The following is a 19,443-nucleotide window of genomic DNA, read 5'->3' on the forward strand; positions in this document are numbered from 1 at the left end:
CATCAGGAATGTGCGATGGAGACTCGCGATCTGGAATACGTGCTGGCTGTAGAAGCCCACGGTGGCATCGGGCGTGCCGCCGAGGCGCTGGACATGACCCAGCCGGCACTTACCAAGGCCGTGCAGCGCGTGGAGGCGCAACTGGGCGTACCGCTATTCGAACGCACGACGCTGGGTATGCGCGTCACGCAGGCGGGAGCGGTCTTTCTGGAACGGGCACGCCGGATCCGGCTGGAATATGAAGACGCGATCAAGGAAATGCGCGGCATCCAGACCGGCGAACAAGGGATGCTGCGCCTCGGCTATTCCCCGTCGATGCCCAATGCGCTGGTGCTGGGCGCGTGCCGGCAACTGATTCGCGAGCGGCCAGTGGCACGGCTGCGCCTGACGATGCGTGTGGCGCGCGAGTTGATGGACCTGCTGCAGGCCGGCGAACTCGACCTGGCCATCGCCCCGTTGCCGCGTCAGGCAAACCCGGCCCTGGTATCGCGTGAGCTGTTCACCGATCGCCTGGCGGTGGTGGCCGACGAGAATCATCCGTTGCTACGACGACGCAACCTGACGCTGGCGGACCTGACCGACCAGCAGTGGCTGCTGCCTAGCGCGCACGTGCTGATCCGCCAGCAGATCGACGCCGCCTTTACGGAACTGGGCTTGCCCGCGCCGATCCTGCGCGTGGAGACCGACTTCGGCAGCACGGCCCTCTTCGATCTGGTGCGCGGCACCGAAATGCTCTGCATCGCGGGATCAACCAGCAATGGCGCCCAGGCGGGCCTGCGCCCCATCGCACTGCGGCCTGATGCCCTAGACCTGGGCCGACGGGTGGGCGTGATGTCGCGGGCGGGTGCCTATCTCTCGCCGCTGGCCCTGCGCATGATCGGCATTTTCGAGGCGCGGATGCAATGAGCGATCGCCACGCGAAAACCATGTCGAATAACTAAATCTCAAAAATCAGATTTTCGTAATTCCGGCATTTAATCCGTCGCCCACGATCGGATTGCACGGCAGAGATTCGGCTTGATTGCTGGATTTGACACCCCGCCCTCACGTGGATCAATAATCATAAATTAAAATAAAATATTAATATCAAGATATTAAAAGTTTCACACAAAAATATTCCTTTACGACACTAATCTGCATGAGGCGCTCCATCAACACGATCTTTGCCACGTGTCGCGGGACCCGCCTCTCCGGAGCCTTCAGACCCCGGCAATAGTCTCCCCGTCTCGCACGGGCTCGCTTTCGGACCATCAGCAAGTCGACTAACTGGAGAGAGCATGACGATCAGATCGATCCCAATTTCCTCCCGACATAGAAGGCCGAGACTGAAGGCAACGTCTGCGGCGGTGGCAGTGCTTTTGCTGATGCAATACGAGCCCGCCATCGCCCAGGTTTTTATTCAGGGTGTTGGCCAGGGAAATACCTTCGTTGATACGCCGAATCACGCTTACGGAACCTCTGCCAGTAGCGTGGCGATCATCCGCGCCACAGGACCTGGCGTGACCTATACCGGCAGTAGCATCTCCGGCACGATCCCCGCCGGGTCGAGCACTCCCACGGTACAGGCTACCGGCGGTGGCAGCGTCGCGTTCACAGGCACGTCCACTTTCGGCATCAACGGCAGCAGTGGGTACGTGTTCGATGCTTCCGGAAGCGGCTCCAGCATCTCGGCCGACACCGTCACCCTGACCGGCGGTCAGGGTGGAATTCATACGTCATCGGCCGGCTCGGTAACAGTTGGGGCGGCAAACATCAGTAGTACGGTCGCCACCGGCAACGCGGGTGCAATCTTCGTCGATGGCGGCACCGTCACGACGAATGGCAGCACGGTCATCAACGCGCTGCCGGGCGGCACTGCCAACACGTTCTACAACGGCGTTCGCGTGAACAGCGGCGGCACCTTCAACGCCAACAACGCGCTAACGATCAATGTGGATAGCGTGGCAGGCTCCGGGATTTACGCGGCCGCCGCAAACGCCATTGCAAACGTTAACAGCCAGGGGCAGCCGATACAGATTTCACTGATCAACGGCCAGAACTCAGGCATCAACAACGTCAATGAAGCGGCCGCCCTGCGGGCCGATTCCGGAGCCGTCACCATCACGGGCAACTCGCAGCTGGCAGCAAGCCAGGGGCGCGGATACGGGATGTGGACCGGCGTCGGCGGCGGCACCATTACCGCGAACGGGAACTCCGCCATTCATACATATGGAGACCAGGGATTCGGGATACGACTCGATGCGGGAACCGTACAACTCAACGGCGACCTGTCGATTGAAACCGGCGTGAATCCGGTTGCCGGCGCTTCGGGAGTCGGCTCTGCGGGGATTCGCGGGATTCTGGGGACGTTGAACGTCACGGGCGCCACTACGATCAACACGGTGGGCGGCATCACGCCGGTCGGAAGCAGTTTCCTCTCGTACACCTATGAATCCGCGTACGGCATCTGGAATACCAGCGCCAGCCGGATCGCCGGTGGTGGATCTGCAATGACCTTTGGCGGTCCGGTCACGATCACCACCAGCGGCCCTGCCGCCCATGGCATCTACAACGACAGCAATAGCGGGACCATGACGTTTCAAGGGCCGGTCAACGTCAACACGACTGGAGGCAGCGGAAGCGTGACGTGGTACAGGCCAGGGTCCGCCGCCGGTTCCAACGAAACCGTTGGCGCCTGGGGCGTCAACAGCGCGCTGAGCGGGACCACCACCTTCAAGGGGCTGCTGACTGTCAACACGACGCAGGCGACCTCGGGCGGTGTCCGCAGCATTGGTGGCCTGGTTGACATTCAGAACGGCGCAACCATCACTACCAGCGGCGCGAATGCGTACGGCGTCTATGCCTCTGGCAAGACCTCGCCCGCTACCTACAACGGCACTATCCAGCTCTCCGGTCCGACCTCGATCACGACTAATGGCAGCGGCGCCCACGCCGTGTTCGCCGATCAGGCCGGTACCGTTGTCCTCAACGGCGCCACGATCCGCCTGGCCGACCAGAGTGCCTTCGGTGTGTTGGGCAGCGCGAACTCCAGCATTTCAGGTACGGGCCTGTTCAATGTGATCGCCAATCTGCAATCGCAGAACAACGCACAGATCAACCTCACAATGACGCCCGGCTCCGTGTTCACCGGAGCCACCACGCGCAAGGACGGATCCACGTTCAACCTGACGCTCAAGGACAGCACCTGGAACCTCACCGACAACTCTAATCTGTCCACGCTGGTCAATGACCCGAGCCAGATCATCTTCGCTGCGCCGGTCAACAATACGTTCAAGACGTTGACGGTGCAGAACTACAGCGGTAACGGCACCATCGCGCTCAACACGGTACTGGCAAGCGACGGCGCGCCGTCGGACAAGCTCGTTGTCGATGGCGGCACGGCAACCGGCAGTTCGAAACTGCGCATCAACAATGCCGGAGGCGCCGGCGCGCTGACCGTGGCGAACGGCATTCAGGTAGTGAACGCGACCAATGGCGGCACCACCGCCGCCGGAGCGTTCGCGCTTGATGGCCGTGCCGTCGCGGGTGCCTACGAGTATCGCCTGTTCCGTGGCGCCAACGACGGCACGGATGCGAATTCGTGGTACCTGCGTTCCGATCAGACGCCCACGCCGCCCGCGCCACCGGAACCGCCCTCTCCCCCCGCGCCACCAACGCCGGATCCACTGTACCGCCCCGAAGTGGCCGCCTATCTGGCCAATCAGCGCCTGGCCGGCCAGATGTTCGTCCACAGCCTGCACGACCGCCTGGGCGAGCCGCAGTATGTCGAGGAACAAGGCTTCGACCGTGCCGACGACAAACCCCGCTCCGGCTGGTTGCGCATGGTCGGCAAATGGGAGGGCAGCCATAGCGCCGACGGCGTCTTCAAGACCAGCACCGATTCCTTCCTGCTGCACGGCGGCGCCGAACTGGCCAAGTGGAAGCTGTTCCGCGACGACGGCAACGATCGCGGGCACCTTGGCGTGATGGGTAGCTACGGCTTTGCCAGCACCGATGCGAACGCCCGGGGCAACCCGTTCAGCGCGAAGGGCAAGGTCGAGGGCTGGAGCGTTGGCGCTTACGGCACGTGGTACCAGAACGACGAGCAGAAGCTGGGCGCCTACGTCGACACCTGGTTCCAGTACGGCTGGTTCGCCAATCGCGTCGAAGGCCAACTGCTGCCGACCGTGCGCTACAACGCTACCGGCTGGGCCGTCTCGGGCGAGACCGGCTACGCCATCCCGACGCGCAGCAACTGGATCGTCGAGCCGCAGGGCCAGTTGATCTACGTGGGCTACAACGAAGACAACATCACCGAGCCCAACGGCACCCAGATCAACGGGGCGAACTCCCACGGCTGGATTTCGCGCCTGGGCGTGCGGTTTCACCGGACGTATGTGCGCGAGGAAGGCAAGACCACGTGGCAGCCTTACCTGACGCTGAACTGGTGGCACACCGGTGTATCCAGCAACATCTCGTTCAACGAACTCCCGCTGGGCAGCATGTATCCGAGCAACCGCTACGAGGTGAAGATTGGTGCCAATGCCCAGTTCAGCAAGCGCTGGACTGGATGGACCAATGTGTCGGGGGCGTGGGGCGCGCAGAGCTTCTACCAGTACGCGCTTCGTGTGGGCGTGAAGTACACCTGGTAGCGTTTCCACAGTTGGGGCCGTCCCCACGGCCCCGGCTAACGCATTACACTGCAGCCTATGAGCCGCAGCCACCCGCAACCTCATCTTCAGGATTCCCTCACCGCCTACTACTGGAGTGGCGACGCCATTCGCAGCCGGCGCGTGAGTGACGTCGTGCTCTCCGGCACCGTCGACATTCCAGAGCCCCCCGCCCGGCTGACCGCAGACTGGGCGCGCGAAATCTCACATCACATGAACCTGGAAGTGGGGGATGTCGAGGTCATGCCCCTGGCGCGAGCACGCGCGCGTTGGTCGGATTATTCGTGCTGCGTGCGCGCCGTCTCGGATTGGACAAGCACGCTCGGCCTGCCCGAAGTGCTGGCCGCGAGCGATGTCGCGCTTATGGTCTGTCGCGGGGCGCGGTATCACCATGACGGCGACCAGTATGGCGGCGCCGCATTCTGCAATCTCTTCCTGAGCGAGGACAAGGGACAGGACGTCCATTTCCCCTTGCTGGATCTTCGCATTCCGTTGCAGCGCGGCACGGTGCTGATCTTCGATACCTGCCAGCCTCACGCAGTGATTCCACGCGGCAGCGGCCGTTTCAACGCCGCCGACTTTCCGACGAATCAGGATTGCACCCAGCTTTTCCTGACCTGGGAACTGCCTATCGAGAATGCCCACGTGGCACGGGCGCTCAGGATCGCGTTCGACAGCGACGTATCGACCGCGCTCGATCTGGACGAAGAGCAAGTCCGACTGCATGGCGAAAGGGTTGGCGTGTGTCAGGAAACCGGCGCGTGGCAACGCTTCGTGGCTGAGTAAATCAGGCTTGCATTCGCACGGCAATCCGCGGGCACGCCGCTGCGATGCGGTCTGCAATCCCCGCCGGGTGCGGCACCGGCATTCCGGCGCGATTGCAGACTTGCAACGACCAGCGCTGGACGCCCTTCTCCGCCAGCGTATGCAGCAGCGCCATCAATTCGGCCTCATCGAATAGCTCGGGGTCCCAGGTCGTGCGACATTCATAGGCGACACCGCTTGCCACCAGACGCTCCAGCGAGTCCATCACGCGTGTGGCGCTTCCGGGCGTGCCGGTCACGTGGTCGTAGCGGTGCGCGGGCGCCTTGATATCGAAGCCAACCCAGTCGACCCATGGCAGCGCAGCCTCCAGGCGGTCCGGATACATGCCGGCCGTGTGCAGGGCGACCTCGAAACCCAGTTGCCGCACATCGCGCATGGCGGCGGGTAGCGCGGCCTGCAGCGTGGGCTCTCCGCCGGAAAACACCACGCCATCCAGCAGGCCACGCCGCCGCGCCAGGAATACCAGCACGTCTTCCCAGGCCCGCGCTGACGGGCTGCCGACCGGAATCAGATGCGGGTTATGGCAGTAGTCGCAACGCCAGGGGCATCCCTGGCAGAACACCACCGCGGCCAGCCGCCCGGGAAAGTCGATGCTGGTCAGCGGTGTGAAACCGCCGACTTTCAGGTCTGCCAAGATGGGCTCAGGCCGCGCAGCGGGCCTCATCGAAGAACGTGCGCTCGGCATGCTCGCCCTTCTTGCCGGTGTTGAAGCTCGCCACCGGACGGTGGTAGCCCATCACGCGGGTCCAAACTTCGCAGGGTTGGCGCTCTTCGTCCTTGAGTGTCAGTGCGGGTTCGATCGAGAAATGGCGGGCGACAGCGAGATCAGTCATGGCGTTGCTCCTCATGTGCAAAACGTCGGGTTGAAAATCGGGAAACCTCACGCCGCCAGCGCGGCGCGTTTGCGCGCGAGAATGTCCTCGTCGCACTTCGGGCAGAAGCGGTGTTCGCCGGCCAGATAGCCGTGCTTGGGGCAGACGGAGAACGTCGGCGTGATCGTGATGTAAGGCAGCCGGAACGACTCCAGCGCGCGACGCACCATCCGCTTGCAGGCCTCGCCGCTGGACAGTCGCTCGCCCATGTAGAGATGCAGGACCGTGCCCCCGGTGTACTTCGATTGCAGGGCTTCCTGACGTGCCAGCGCCTCGAATGGATCGTCGGTAAAGCCGACGGGCAACTGCGACGAGTTCGTGTAGTAGGGCTGATCGGCCGAGCCGGCCTGCAGGATGTCGGGCCAGCGCTTGCGGTCTTCACGCGCGAAGCGATATGTAGTGCCTTCCGCAGGCGTGGCCTCCAGGTTGTACATGTGGCCCGTGGCTTCCTGGAACTCGACGATCCGCCCGCGTACATGGTCCAGCAGACGCATCGCCATCGCGTGCCCGTCTTCCGTACTGATGTCGTACGCATCGCCCGAGAAATTGCGGATCATCTCGTTGATGCCGTTCACGCCAAGCGTCGAGAAATGATTGCGCAGTGTGCCCAGGTAGCGCTTCGTGTAGGGGAACAGCCCTTCGTCCATCAGTTGCTGGATACGCTCGCGCTTGGCCTCCAGCGTGTCGCGGCCCATGTCCAGCAGTGAATCGAGCCTGTTCAGCAGTGCGGCTTCGTCGCCTTGATACAGATAACCAAGGCGCGCGCAGTTGATGGTGACCACACCCAGGGACCCGGTCTGCTCCGCACTGCCGAACAAACCGTTGCCGCGCTTGAGCAATTCACGCAGATCCAGTTGCAGGCGGCAGCACATGGACCTGACCATATTGGGCGTCAGGTCCGAGTTCACGAAGTTCTGGAAGTACGGCAGGCCGTATTTCGCCGTCATCTCGAACAGCCGCGCAGCGTTCTCGCTTTCCCACGGGAAATCCGGCGTGATGTTGTAGGTGGGGATCGGGAACGTGAAGACGCGCCCTTTGGCATCACCCTGCGTCATCACCTCGATGTACGCACGGTTGATCATGTCCATCTCCGCCTGCAGGTCGCCATAGCGGAACGGCATTTCCTCGCCGCCGATGACGGGCACCTGTTCCTTGAGATCGTCGGGACATGTCCAGTCGAACGTCAGGTTAGTGAATGGCGTCTGCGTGCCCCAGCGCGACGGCACGTTGAGGTTGTAGATCAGCTCCTGGATGTGCTGCCTGACCTCGGGGTACGTCATCGCGTCCTTGCGGATGAAGGGCGCCATATAGATGTCGAACGACGAGAAGGCCTGCGCGCCGGCCCATTCGTTCTGCATCGTCCCCAGGAAATTCACGATCTGCCCGACTGCGCTCGACATATGCCGCGGCGGCGCGGCTTCCACCTTGCCAGGCACGCCGTTGAGGCCTTCATGGAGCAGAGTGCGCAACGACCAGCCGGCGCAGTAGCCGGACAGCATGTCGAGATCGTGGATATGGAGGTCGCCTTCCCGGTGCGCGGCGCCAGCCTCGGGCGCGTAGACATGCGAAAGCCAGTAGTTGGCGGTGACCTTGCCGGCCACATTGAGGATCAGGCCGCCCAGCGAATAACCCTGGTTGGCATTGGCGTGAATCCGCCAGTCCTTGCGGTCCAGGTATTCATTGATGGACGACTCGACGTCGACAGTCGTCGCGCCCCGGATGTTCTGCTGCATCGCACCCCTCCCGTGCTTACGCACAAAATATGGGGTTGATTATCTATATCGATACCATAGGTAGTGTTGCGGCAGATCAAACGGCGGCACCGCCGCGGGGGGACGACGCATCGGGTGGCGCATCGACCGGGTATGGCCCGGAGGGCGACCCCGACCTCGACCGCCCGGCGGCATCTGCCGCCGGATGTGCCCTTCCCCGGCCCCGGAGTGCCTAGTTCACCTGCCGGGTGCGGCCCGTCCAGTACGGCTCCCGCAGCGCCCGGCGCAGCAGCTTGCCGGATGGATTGCGCGGCATGGCGTCGATGAAGTCGATGCTCTTGGGCACCTTGAAACCCGCGATGCGCTCGCGCGCCCAGCCCAGAATGCTGTCGGCATCAGCGGCCACACCCGGGCGCAGCACCACCATCGCCTTGACCGCCTCGCCCCACCGCTCGTCCGGCACACCGATCACGGCCACGTCGGCAACGGCCGGGTGACCGTAGATGGCACTCTCCACCTCGGCCGGGTAGATGTTCTCCCCGCCGCTGATGATCATGTCCTTGACCCGGTCGTGGATATAGAGGTAACCGTCCGCGTCCATGTAGCCGGCATCGCCACTGCGCAGCCAGCCGTCGGCGTCGATGGTACGGGCGGTCTCTTCCTCCTGCTTCCAGTAGCCCGCCATGTTCTGCGGCGAGCGGATCACCACCTCGCCCACCTCGCCGGCAGCCAGCCTCTGGCCATCCGGCCCGACCACGGCGACCTCGCTACCGGGCATGGCCTTGCCGGCGGCGCGCATGCGCGGGACATCGGCGGGCGTATGGTCTTCGGGCGGCAGTGCCACGATCGTGCCCGTGGTCTCCGTCATGCCGTACTGCTGCACGAAGCCGCAGCCAAACACCGCCATGCCCTCGCGCAGCAGCGCCGCGGGAATTGGCGACGAGCCGTACAGCATGTGCTTGAGGCGTGAATAGTCCACCTGGCGCGCGCGCGGATCGCGCAGCACGATCTGCATCGCGGCCGGCACCATGAACAGCTTGCTGATGCGGTCGTGCTCGATATAGTCGAGCACCCTGCCCGGATCGAATTCGCGCGCGACGACACCCTTGCAGCCGACAAGAACACCGCGCACGCCCCAGCCCGAACCGCCGATATGCGCCACCGGCATGGCCACCAGCGACACATCTCCGTCGTTCCATTGCGACCAGTCTGCGCCTTCGCGCAGCGAGATCTCGGTACCACTGGTCAGGTTGCGATGCATCAGCATCACGCCCTTGGGACGTCCGGTAGTGCCAGACGTGTAGAGCTGCAGCACCACGTCGGCGGGCTTCGCTTCGTACGCAGGTGGCGTATCCGGGCAGGCGTCGCGCCAGTCCGTGTAGGCCGGCCAGTCTGGCTCCCCGCCCTCCATCGCCACGGCGCGGCGCACCAGTGGCAGCGCTGGCAGCAGGTTGCGAACCGATGCCGATGACTCGGGGCCGACAAAGACCAGCGTCGCGTCGCAGTGCGAGACGATGTACTGGATTTCAGGCCCTGCCAGCCGCCAGCTCACCGGTGCGATGACGGCCCCCATCTTGGCCGTGCCAAAGAACAGTTCGAAATAGTGGTCGCTGTTCTTGCCGACATAGGCGATGCGATCGCCAGCCTTCACGCCGTCGGCCAGCAGGGCCTGCGCCACACGATCCGTATGGCGATCGAAATCGGCAAACGTGGTCTCGCGGCCTTCGAAGGCGTACGCAATGGCCCCGGCCCGCTCCCGGGCGAAGTGGCGAATCGCGCTGGGCAGCGTCGCGAGGTATTCCGTCTCCATGAGCCTTGTCTCCTTGTTCGATTTGTAGGATGGATACTGGCGACAGATGGCGTCGAGGGACGCCAACGCGGGCGCTCAGAGCCGCAATACCTGTCGCGCGATGATGTTGCGCTGGATCTCGCTCGAACCGCCGTAGATCGATGCCTTGCGGTAGTTGAAGTAGCGCGGTGCGATCGGGGCGGCATCGTCGGGACCCAGACGCGGGTCGGCAGCGCGTCCCTGGATCTCGGCCCAGGTGTCCCGCACGAATGGCAGCGCATAGGGCCCGAGCGCGTCGACCGCTAGCTCGGAGATGGCCTGTGCCGTCTCGGTTCCGACCAACTTGATCATGCTCGACGCCGCGCCGATCGACGTACCCGAGGCCACGCCGGAGAACAGCCGCAACTCCGCCGCCTCGGCCGCCGCCACGCGCACGTACATGGCGCCCAGCCGTTGCCGGAAGATGGGATCGTCGATCAGCCGCCCGGTGCCATCCTCACCGGGCTGAGCGGCAGCAATGGCAGCCACCTTGTCCAGTTGCCGGCGCAGCATCGGCGCGAAGCTGCCACCCCGCTCGAACTCGAGCAGGTACTTGGCAATGGTCCAGCCCATGCCCTCGTCGCCAATGCGTTGGGCGGCCGGCACGCGCACATCGTCAAAGAAAACCTGATTGACCTCCTGCTGGCCTTCCATCGGGCCGTCGAGCGTAGGCAGCGCCGATACGGTGATACCCGGCGTGCGCATGTCGAGCAGCAGGAACGTAATCCCCTCCTGCGGCCTGCCCTCGCGCGAGGTCCGCACCAGACAGAACATCCAGTCGGCCCACTGGGCGTGCGTCGTCCAGATCTTCGAACCGTTGAGGATGTAGTGCTCGCCATCCGCATCGATGCCGCGTGTCGCGCGCATCTGCAACGATGCCAGGTCGGAGCCTGAGTTCGGTTCGGAGTAGCCCTGGCACCACCAGTCGTCGGACGCCAGGATGCGCGGCAGGAAGCGGGCCTGTTGCTCGGGGCTGCCGTACTTCATGATGACGGGCGCCACCATCTTGAGCCCCATCGGCGACACTGCCGGGCAACCGGCGGCGGCCAGTTCGCTCTGGAAGAGGTGACGTTGCGTGGGTGTCCAGCCAGGCCCGCCATGTGCTTGCGGCCAATTCGGCGCGGCCCAGCCACGCGCGTGCAGCGCCTTTTGCCAGCGTACCTGTGCCGCCTTGTCGAGATGGCCGTTCTTCGATTGCGCCATCATGGCGCGAAGCTCGTCATCAAACGCTTCGGAGATCCAGGCGCGCACCTCGGCGCGAAACTGCAGGTCTTGCGGAGAGTCGTCGATATCCATGGCGATCCTTATGCGTTGGCCGGGTAGCGCAGGTCGACACAACGGCGCAGATGGTAGGCAACGTTGCCGAACTGCAGGCCGATGGCGGTGACACGCTTGAAGTAGTGGCCGACCGCCGTTTCCTCGGTCACGCCCATGCCGCCGTGGATCTGCACCGCGCCCTGCCCGATGCGGCGGCCTGCTTCGTCGACATGGGCCTTGGCGGTGCTGGCACCCAGCGCGCGCTCATGTGGCTCGCCAGCAAGACGCATGGCAGCCACCTGTGTGAGGGCGACGGCCTGCTCGTGCAACATGTACATGTCGGCCATGCGATGCTGCAGCGCCTGAAAGCTGCCGATGGCCTGCCCGAACTGCTGGCGCTGACGCGCGTACTCGACAGTGTCCTCCAGCATTCGCGCCGTGGCGCCGGTGGCTTCGGCACACAGCGCCACGGTGGCGGTGTCGCTCAATTGCTCCAGCAGCGGCAATGCGCCGCCAGGCATTCCCAGCACTTGTGCGGCGCTCACCGGCACGTCGGCCAGTATCAGGTCAGCAGTACGGCCGCCGTCAAAGGTGGGGGCTTCGATCAACGTCAGGCCCGGCGCCGTGCGTTCGACCCAGAACAGCGTCGGACCGGCTTCCGTGCTCGCGCTGACAATGAAGTGCGTGGCCCAGGGCGCGCCGGTGACGAGCGCCTTGCGCCCATGCAACCGGTATCCACCGGCAGCCGCGTCGGCGCGTGTTCGCACCGTCATGCCGTAGCGCGATTCCGGTTCAGCGTGCGCCCAGCCGACCACCAGTTCGCCTGCCGCGATGGCGGGCAGCGCTTCGGCGGCCAGCGTCTCATTGGCATATTGCAGTGCATCAACCGCAAGGATGGCCGTGCCAAGGTAGGGCTCCAGCACAAGATGGCGGCCGAACTGTTCCATCACCACGATGTGGTCGATGATGCCGCCGCCCAGCCCACCGAAGCGCTCGGGAATCCCGATGCCAAGCAGGCCAAGGTCGCGCGCGAACGCGCGCCAGCAGTCGGGACGCCAGCCGGCGGCCGAATGCACGGCAGCCTGGCGCGCATCGAACGTGTAGTGATCGGACAGGTAGCGCGCGAGCGTGTCGCGCAGCATGACCTGTTCTTCGCTGAAGCGGAAATCCACGTGTTGACTCCTCGGTGGGGACGCGACACAGCCATTCTGTTCCGCGCCGGCCATGCCGGCGACGTTCGAACGAACTATTCGCGCCAGACTATGCGTACACCCGAGCGCCTAGACCTGACGTGCGAAATCGCTCACCTTCACGCCATCGCGCCCCAGAATCGCCATGCCGACAACGCGATTCCAGTACAACTCCGACCCGTGCGCCATGCGCCATTCGTGCAGGCATCGCGTCAGCAGCTGCAGGTCATACTCCTCCGTGATGCCGATGGCGCCGTGGAGGCCGTGGGCGGCCGCCGCGACAACCTGCACGGCCTCCGCGCAACGGGCCTTCGCCACGGCGGCAGCAAGCCCCCCCGGGCGCCGCTGCCCACCCGCGAAAGCCATTTGCGCGGCGGCGGACATAGCGGCAATGTGCTCGACGATCACCGAAAGCTGATGCTGGATGACCTGGAATTTGCCGATCGACCGTCCGAACTGCGAACGGTCCTGGCAATACTGGAGGGTCAGATCTCCCGCGCGTCGGGCCGCCCCCGCCATCAGCACGGAAAGCACGGCGCCGTCCCAGGCGTCCAGTTCGTCCACCGTGACGCCCTCGACAGGCACGGCATCACTCCGCACCCACGTCAAATCCGCGCAGAGACTGCCGTGCACCCCGATCCAGTCCCGCTGCGCCGTGCTGCAATCCAGCAAGAGCACCGTATCGCCGCAGCCCACGAGTACATGGTCCGCGACCAGGCCACCGATCACGTTGGCGATGCGCAGGCTGCCGTCCGGTTCGCGCCGGCATCTTGGCGCGATCGTGATCATGCCCGCGGGTGCCCCGCCCCCGGATTTCGAGAGAATCGCCCGTGCCACAATGGTCTGGCCGATCGGCAGTGGCACCGCGTGCTTTCCGATCTCCAGAAGTATCGGAAACAGCTCGCCCAACGCCAGCCCGGCGCCTCCAGCTTCTTCGGGCGTCAGGAGTTCGAGAAATCCCGCCTCCTCGATGGCGCTCCATGCCTCCCTGACTTCAACGCCTTGTTCAAACTTCCGGAGCGCCTGCGGCGAGAAACGGTCTTTCAGGATATCTGCGATGGCTTCTACGAACATTCACTGTCCTCCCTCGTATTAGCGCAGCCCGAGGCTACGGGCGATCATGCCGCGGAGAATCTCTCGCGTGCCGCCACGCAACGAGAACGTCGGGGAAATCTGGCTCAGATAGGCCACCGTGCGCAGCAGCTCGCCATCGCCGGCCGACTCGGGGTCCGAGGCAATCGCCGCTTCCAGATAGGCCGGAATCGCCTGCTCCAGCTCGGTGCCCAGGTCCTTGACCAACGCGGCCTCGACCACCGGGCTCTCATGGCGTGCCAGCTTCGATGTCACGGCGATCGACATGTTGCGCAACGTCGCCACATGCGTGACGAAGCGGCCAAGCGCGGCCACCTGGTCTCGGGTCGCTTCCGTGCGGCGAAGTTGTTCGATCCAGGCATCCAGCAGGACGATGCTGGAATAGATGCGCTCCGGGCCGCTACGCTCGAAAGCCAGTTCCGCGTTCACCTGTTCCCAACCACTGCCTTCTTCGCCAATCAGGGCATCCGGCCGCAGCGCCACATTCTCGAATACCACCTCGGCGAAGTGCGCATCGCCCGTGAGGTCCCGGATGGGACGCACCGTCACGCCGGGCAGGGAAAGATCGATGATGAACTGGGACAACCCCTTCTGCTTGTCCTCGGGAACACCTGAAGTACGGACCAGCGCGATCATGTACTGACAATGCTGCGCGTTGGTCGTCCAGATCTTCTGGCCATTCAGGACCCAGCCATCCGAAGCCGGTGTCGCGCGCGTCCGGACACTCGCCAGATCGGAGCCGGAGTTCGGCTCGCTCATGCCGATGCAAAAGAATGCCTCGCCACGACAGATCTTCGGCAGGTAAGCCGCCTTCTGCGCCTCTGTCCCGTACCTTAGGATCAGCGGCCCGCTTTGCCGATCCGCGATCCAGTGCGCCGCGACGGGCGCTCCAGCACTCAGCAACTCCTCGACCAGCACGAATCGTCGGAACGGATCGAGGCCGGCCCCGCCATACTGCGCGGGCAAGGTAATGCCTACCCATCCGCGGCCGGCAAGCTTCCGGCTGAAATCAGCGTCAAAGCCCATCCACGACCTGGCCCGCTTGCTCGGTGGGGCCTTGGGTTGCATGTCCGCCAGAAAGGCCTTCACCTCGGCACGAAACGCCTCCGCCTCCGGGGGCAACTGCGCGAGATGAAAGGTATCGAGTAGATGATTCAACGAAAACTCCTGATCTGGCACTGCCGCAAGGCGTCAGTGCAAAAGCCGGCACGGTGCTGCCGCGTGCCCGCAACACGCCGGCAGCCGGTGCCTCACATCATGTTCACGGTGGCAGTCTTCACCACTGGTACTTCGCGGGTTCCTTGTCGATGAACCGCCGGACCGCCTCCTGGTGATAGGCGCTCTCGCGACACATGGCCTGCAGCATCGCTTCCTGTGCATGGACGGTATGACGGTCGGACTCGAACGCCCGGTTCATCACGGTCTTCGCCGCGCCGATGGCGTCGGTCGGGGCGTGCGCGAAGCGATTCGCCAGCGCAATGGCATCGGCCACGACATCGTCCTCGGAGATCGAATGGAGCAACCCAAGGTCGAGCGCCTCATCGGCCTTCACGACGCGCGCGGAGAAGACCAGCTCCTTGGCACGCGCGAGACCGATCCAGCGAGGCAGCAGATACAACGCCCCGACGTCCGGCACGAATCCGATGCGGGAGAACACCGAACAGAACGTGGCCCGCTTCGATGCCAGGATGAAGTCCGCGCAAAGCGCCAGCGAGAGTCCCGCGCCGAACGCCACGCCGTCCACGGCCGCGATGACCGGCTTCTCCATGTCGATCAATTCGTCGGACCAGCGATGGATCTTGCGAATGCGCTCGCGTCCCTCGAAGATGTCGCGCTCGCCACCCTGCCCGGCCGCAATTGCCTTCACATCGCCCCCCGCGCAGAAGTGCCCGCCAGCGCCGGTCAGCACGATGGCCTTTACCGCCTTGTCATCGCGCAACGCCGGAATGACCTCGGCAAAGGCGTCCCGCATCGTCATGTCGAGCGCGTTGCGCTGCTCCGGACGATTCATCGTCACCACGGCGGTCGTTCCAACGTGCCTGACTTCCAGTACCGTCATTGCTTGTCTCCTGTGTTTTCAGTAGCGCATCTGCACCAGCCACGTCGCCGCCATGGCGGGACGCTCGCTGTTTTCCACCTGCATTTCCACTTGCCAAAAGCATCTGATCTCGCCCGGCCGGACATCCTCGACGCGTTGCAGGACGAACACACCGCGCACCCGGGCGCCCGCGGGTACGGCACCAGTGAAACGCACCTTGTCGAACCCGTAGTTCACGGACATCTTGCGGCCCGGAAACGAGAAGCACTGGGTGAACGCCGTGGTGACCATCGACAATGTAAGGAGTCCATGAGCAATCGTGCAGCCAAACGGCGACTCTGCTGCAGCACGTACCGGATCGACGTGGATCCATTGACGATCGCCGGTCAGTCTTGCGAACGTATCGATCGTCTCCTGATCCAGCACGATGTAGTCGCTCACCGCGGCCGGCGCATCGCGAAGCGCCTTGACGGCCTCGACAGAACTCAACGCCTGCATGCTTCAGTCCGCCTTCACGTTGAGCGACTTCGCCACGGGAATCCAGCGCGCGCGCTCTTCGTTAATGAATTCCCCAAAGCTCGCGGGAGATCCCGGCATCGGCTGTGCGCCGATTGCGCGTAGCTTCTCGACCAGCTCAGGATTGCGAAGTGCGTCGTTGATCGCCTTGTTCATCGCCGCGATTAGCGCAGCGGGCGTGCCAGCCGGCGCGACTACACCGAACCAGGCGCTTGCCTCGGTCCCCGAGTAGCCCAGTTCGTGCATGGTGGGCACGTCCGGCAACAGTGGAAAGCGGTTCGTATCGAGAATGGCCAGCGCGTGAATCCGGTTTGCCCTGGCCTGCTGCATGGAGGACGGCAATGCGTCGTAGATCAGGTCGATGTTCCCACCGATCAGGCTGACGATGGCGGGCGCGCTACCCGCAAACGGCACATGGGTGACCTTCACGCCGAGCTTGCTTGATGCGTTCTCGCCGGCAAGGTGCGTGATGTTGCCGCTCGACGCCGAGCCCATGGTCAGCTTCCCGGGCTGGCTCTTTCCCAGTGCCACCAGATCCTTGACTGACTTCACCGGCAGTTCCGCCCGCACCGAGAGCATCAGCGGCGTCTTGCCCAGCCCCGCCACTGGCACAAAATCGCGCGCCGGGTCATAAGGCAGCTTTTCGTAGATCGCGCTGTTGATCACCAGGGGCGCATTCGAGCCGACCAGGAGCGTCTTGCCGTCGGGCGCGGATCTGGCCACGGTCTCCGCGGCGATGATGCCCGCTGCCCCTGGCTTGTTGTCGATGACGATCGTCGCCTTCAGGAACTTCGACGCATCGCTGGTCACCAGCCGGGTGATCTGATCCGCCGCGCCGCCCGGCGGATATGGCACGACCAAGCGGATGGGCTGATCTGCCGCGGACGCGGCATTTGACACGGCGAACACGGCAACAGCCAGAAAAAGCATCTTTGCGGAATGCAGCATCTTGTCTCCTTGAGTTTTCTTTTTGGGTGCAACGATCAGATCACGCCCTGCTCCCTCAAGGCGTCGATGGTCTCTTCTGAAAAGGCAAGCATGTCCTGCAGAACCCTGTCGGTGTGTTCGCCCAGGGTTGGCGCGGAGCGTTGGTAGCGAATCGGCGTATCGGAGAAGCGAATCGGATTCGCAAGCGATGGGGCTTTCGAACCGCTGTTGTGCTCCAGAACGAGCTGCATGTCCCGATGCCTGACCTGCGGGTCTTCAAACACCTGCTTCATGTTGTAGATCGGTCCGCAAGGCACGTTAGCCGCTTCCATCAGCGTCACCCATTCCGTCATGGTTCTGGCCAGCATCGCCTCGGCAACCTGGGGAATCAGCGTCTCCCGGTTCCGGTTGCGCTGTGCCGCCGTGGTGAACCGGGCATCCTCCGCCAGATCGGGACGCCCGATGACGCCGCAAAACGCCACGTACTGGGTGTCGTTGCCGACCGCCACGATGACGTCGCCCTCTTTGCAGCGGAATACCTGGTACGGCACCATGTTCGAGTGCGCATTGCCCATCCGCTGGGGGACCTTGCCGGACAGAAAGTAGTTGATGGCCTGGTACGAATTGATGGTGACCACGCAATCGAGCAAGGAGATATCGATGTATTGGCCCTCTCCGCTGACGTTCCGGTGCTCAAGCGCGGCAAGGATGGCCGATGTGGCGTACATGCCGGTGAGCAGATCTGTGATGGCAATACCGGATTTCACCGGACCGGCGCCGGGCTCGCCATCCGGCATCCCGGTGATGCTCATCAGACCGCCCATACCCTGGAAAACGAAGTCGTAGCCCGGCAATGCCGCATAGGGCCCGGTCTGACCGAATCCCGTGATCGAGCAGTACACCAGACGCGGGTTGAGCTTGCGCAGGTCTTCGTAGGACAGGCCATAGCGAGCCAGCGTGCCCACCTTGTAGTTCTCGACCACAACATCGCATTCGCGGGCCAGCGCCCGGACGATGTCCTGGCCCTTCGGCGACGCGAGGTCGATCGTGATCGATTTCTTGCCCCGGTTTGCGCTGAGGAAGTACGACGAATCATCGGTCTCGTTGCCTTGCGGGTCCTTCAGGAACGGCGGCCCCCAGCCGCGCGTGTCGTCCCCAGCACCAGGCCGTTCCACCTTGATGACTTCGGCTCCCATGTCCGCCAGATTCTGGGTAGCCCAGGGTCCGGCCAGCACACGGGACAGGTCCAGCACCTTGATGTGGCCAAGCGCCTTGCTCATATCGTTGTCTCCTGCTTTCGAGTTGTAGCGATGAGCGTAGCCACGTGCCAACGCCGCGTCCAATAGCGATTCGCGAGACTTCGATAAGCTGCGTTTATCACTGCCCGGCAGTACGCCGATATATTTTGGATATCGGAAATCGTCGTTTCTATATTGGACAGCGCCATAGCGCTGCGCATAGTCTCTGCTGACGCTTCGCGTACTAGACGAAGCCGGATAACACGGAGACAGGAATGAAACTCACATCAGCCACGCGCCGGTGGGCCATGCTGTGCGCGCTCGTGGTGACGATTGGCGGCGCACTGACGCCGATGGACGCCAGAAGCGAATACCCGGACAAGCCCATCAAGCTGGTAGTGTCCTTTCCGCCGGGGAGCGGCACGGACTCCAACGCCCGATATCTCGCACGCAAGATGGAGGAACGGCTGGGAAAGCCGGTCGTCGTCGAGAACCGCCCGGGTGGCAACAGCTTCATCGCCGCGCAAACGGTGACTCGCGCCGAACCCGACGGATATACGCTGCTGCTGGCCAGCAACTCGCCGGTGGCAACCAATGTCGCGATGTTTCGCAAGCTCCCCTATGACCCCGTCAGTGAACTCGCACCCATTGCCCGTCTGGGAGTGGGCGCCATGGCGCTGGTCGTGAGCGCGTCGTCTCGCTACCAAACCGTCGACGCGCTGCTGAGCGCGGCACGCGAACACCCCGGCACCCTCAACTATGGCGCGGGCAGCGCCTCGTACCAGATCGCGACCGAGCTCTTTCTGGCAATGGGTCACATCAAGGCCAACCATGTGCCGTACAAGGGCGCGGCGCCGGCGCTGACCGATCTGGCTGCAGGACAGGTGGATTTCGTGTTTGCCGACTATGGCGCGGTACTTCCGCTGCTGAACGGCGGCAAGCTCCGGCTGCTCGCGGTCACCAGCGACAAGCGGCTCGGCAGCCAGCCCAACACGCCCACGCTTCAGGAAAGCGGATTCCCCGGCTACTTCATGGTGAACTGGACCGCCGCGTTCGCACCGGCGAATACGCCAAAGCCGATCATCGCCAAGCTGGAAAAGCTGATGGTGGACATCTACCGGACACCTGAAACCAGCGAATTCCTGTCGCGCACCAGTTGGGACGTCTTTGTCGGCGACGCGAAAGCGCTGAGGACCTTCCAGCTCGCGGAGATCAAGAAGTGGTCGGACGCCGCCGAGCGCGCAGGCGTGCCGAAACAGTAGACGCAACTATAGTCGAAACGATCCATCCAATCCCGGA

At 63.7% G+C, this 19,443-nt stretch carries 16 protein-coding genes; 4 read left to right on the forward strand and 12 right to left on the reverse strand.

Annotated elements, in window-relative coordinates:
- Positions 1–15 precede the first annotated feature (15 nt).
- From B2246_RS16105 to B2246_RS16115, 3 genes are all read left to right on the forward strand, one after another.
- On the forward strand, positions 16–906 hold the full coding sequence (locus B2246_RS16105; RefSeq protein ID WP_008645272.1) for a LysR family transcriptional regulator: 891 nt from the start codon (positions 16–18) through the stop codon (positions 904–906).
- A 563-nt stretch (positions 907–1,469) separates the two neighbouring features.
- Positions 1,470–4,631: an autotransporter outer membrane beta-barrel domain-containing protein gene (locus B2246_RS16110; protein ID WP_234707060.1), complete on the forward strand. Its 3,162-nt coding sequence runs from the start codon at positions 1,470–1,472 to the stop codon at positions 4,629–4,631.
- 57 nt (positions 4,632–4,688) lie between these two features.
- Positions 4,689–5,435 (forward strand): hypothetical protein, encoded by a 747-nt coding sequence (locus B2246_RS16115; protein ID WP_186426196.1) that lies wholly within the window; start codon positions 4,689–4,691, stop codon positions 5,433–5,435.
- Between the two features lies 1 nt (position 5,436).
- On the opposite strand, the gene B2246_RS16120 is transcribed toward B2246_RS16115, so the two are convergent.
- From B2246_RS16120 to B2246_RS16175, 12 genes are all read right to left on the reverse strand, one after another.
- Positions 5,437–6,108: an anaerobic ribonucleoside-triphosphate reductase activating protein gene (locus B2246_RS16120; RefSeq protein WP_008645277.1), complete on the reverse strand. Its 672-nt coding sequence runs from the start codon at positions 6,106–6,108 to the stop codon at positions 5,437–5,439.
- Positions 6,109–6,115: 7 nt separating this feature from the next.
- On the reverse strand, positions 6,116–6,307 hold the full coding sequence (gene nrdD / locus B2246_RS16125; protein WP_008645279.1) for an anaerobic ribonucleoside-triphosphate reductase: 192 nt from the start codon (positions 6,305–6,307) through the stop codon (positions 6,116–6,118).
- A 47-nt stretch (positions 6,308–6,354) separates the two neighbouring features.
- The gene (locus tag B2246_RS16130) at positions 6,355–8,079 is read right to left on the reverse strand and encodes a ribonucleoside triphosphate reductase (RefSeq protein WP_286881888.1); all 1,725 of its coding nucleotides are present in this window, start codon (positions 8,077–8,079) and stop codon (positions 6,355–6,357) included.
- Between the two features lie 211 nt (positions 8,080–8,290).
- Entirely contained in the window at positions 8,291–9,868 is a 1,578-nt protein-coding gene (locus B2246_RS16135; RefSeq protein WP_286881887.1) for a fatty acid--CoA ligase, read from the reverse strand.
- A gap of 75 nt (positions 9,869–9,943) precedes the next feature.
- Positions 9,944–11,182, reverse strand: a complete 1,239-nt coding sequence (locus B2246_RS16140; RefSeq protein WP_035883982.1) for an acyl-CoA dehydrogenase family protein — start codon at positions 11,180–11,182, stop codon at positions 9,944–9,946.
- 8 nt (positions 11,183–11,190) lie between these two features.
- Positions 11,191–12,315, reverse strand: coding sequence for an acyl-CoA dehydrogenase family protein (locus B2246_RS16145; protein ID WP_286881886.1), 1,125 nt, complete (start codon positions 12,313–12,315; stop codon positions 11,191–11,193).
- Positions 12,316–12,423: 108 nt separating this feature from the next.
- Positions 12,424–13,407, reverse strand: a complete 984-nt coding sequence (locus tag B2246_RS16150; protein ID WP_286881885.1) for an acyl-CoA dehydrogenase family protein — start codon at positions 13,405–13,407, stop codon at positions 12,424–12,426.
- A gap of 18 nt (positions 13,408–13,425) precedes the next feature.
- Entirely contained in the window at positions 13,426–14,583 is a 1,158-nt protein-coding gene (locus B2246_RS16155) for an acyl-CoA dehydrogenase family protein (protein WP_008645285.1), read from the reverse strand.
- A 118-nt stretch (positions 14,584–14,701) separates the two neighbouring features.
- Positions 14,702–15,484 (reverse strand): enoyl-CoA hydratase/isomerase family protein, encoded by a 783-nt coding sequence (locus tag B2246_RS16160; protein ID WP_186426198.1) that lies wholly within the window; start codon positions 15,482–15,484, stop codon positions 14,702–14,704.
- Between the two features lie 18 nt (positions 15,485–15,502).
- Positions 15,503–15,961 (reverse strand): MaoC family dehydratase, encoded by a 459-nt coding sequence (locus tag B2246_RS16165; RefSeq protein ID WP_017512015.1) that lies wholly within the window; start codon positions 15,959–15,961, stop codon positions 15,503–15,505.
- A 3-nt stretch (positions 15,962–15,964) separates the two neighbouring features.
- Positions 15,965–16,927 carry a Bug family tripartite tricarboxylate transporter substrate binding protein gene (locus B2246_RS16170; protein WP_286881884.1) on the reverse strand — a complete coding sequence of 321 codons (963 nt, stop codon included), beginning with the start codon at positions 16,925–16,927 and terminating at the stop codon, positions 15,965–15,967.
- A gap of 35 nt (positions 16,928–16,962) precedes the next feature.
- Positions 16,963–18,186 carry a CaiB/BaiF CoA transferase family protein gene (locus tag B2246_RS16175; RefSeq protein ID WP_286881883.1) on the reverse strand — a complete coding sequence of 408 codons (1,224 nt, stop codon included), beginning with the start codon at positions 18,184–18,186 and terminating at the stop codon, positions 16,963–16,965.
- A gap of 233 nt (positions 18,187–18,419) precedes the next feature.
- Between B2246_RS16175 and B2246_RS16180 the strand changes: the two genes are divergently transcribed.
- Positions 18,420–19,406 (forward strand): Bug family tripartite tricarboxylate transporter substrate binding protein, encoded by a 987-nt coding sequence (locus B2246_RS16180; RefSeq protein ID WP_286881882.1) that lies wholly within the window; start codon positions 18,420–18,422, stop codon positions 19,404–19,406.
- The last annotated feature ends 37 nt before the right edge of the window (positions 19,407–19,443 follow it).

This window comes from Cupriavidus sp. UBA2010, from assembly GCF_002335265.1.
Taxonomy (GTDB): domain Bacteria; phylum Pseudomonadota; class Gammaproteobacteria; order Burkholderiales; family Burkholderiaceae; genus Cupriavidus; species Cupriavidus metallidurans.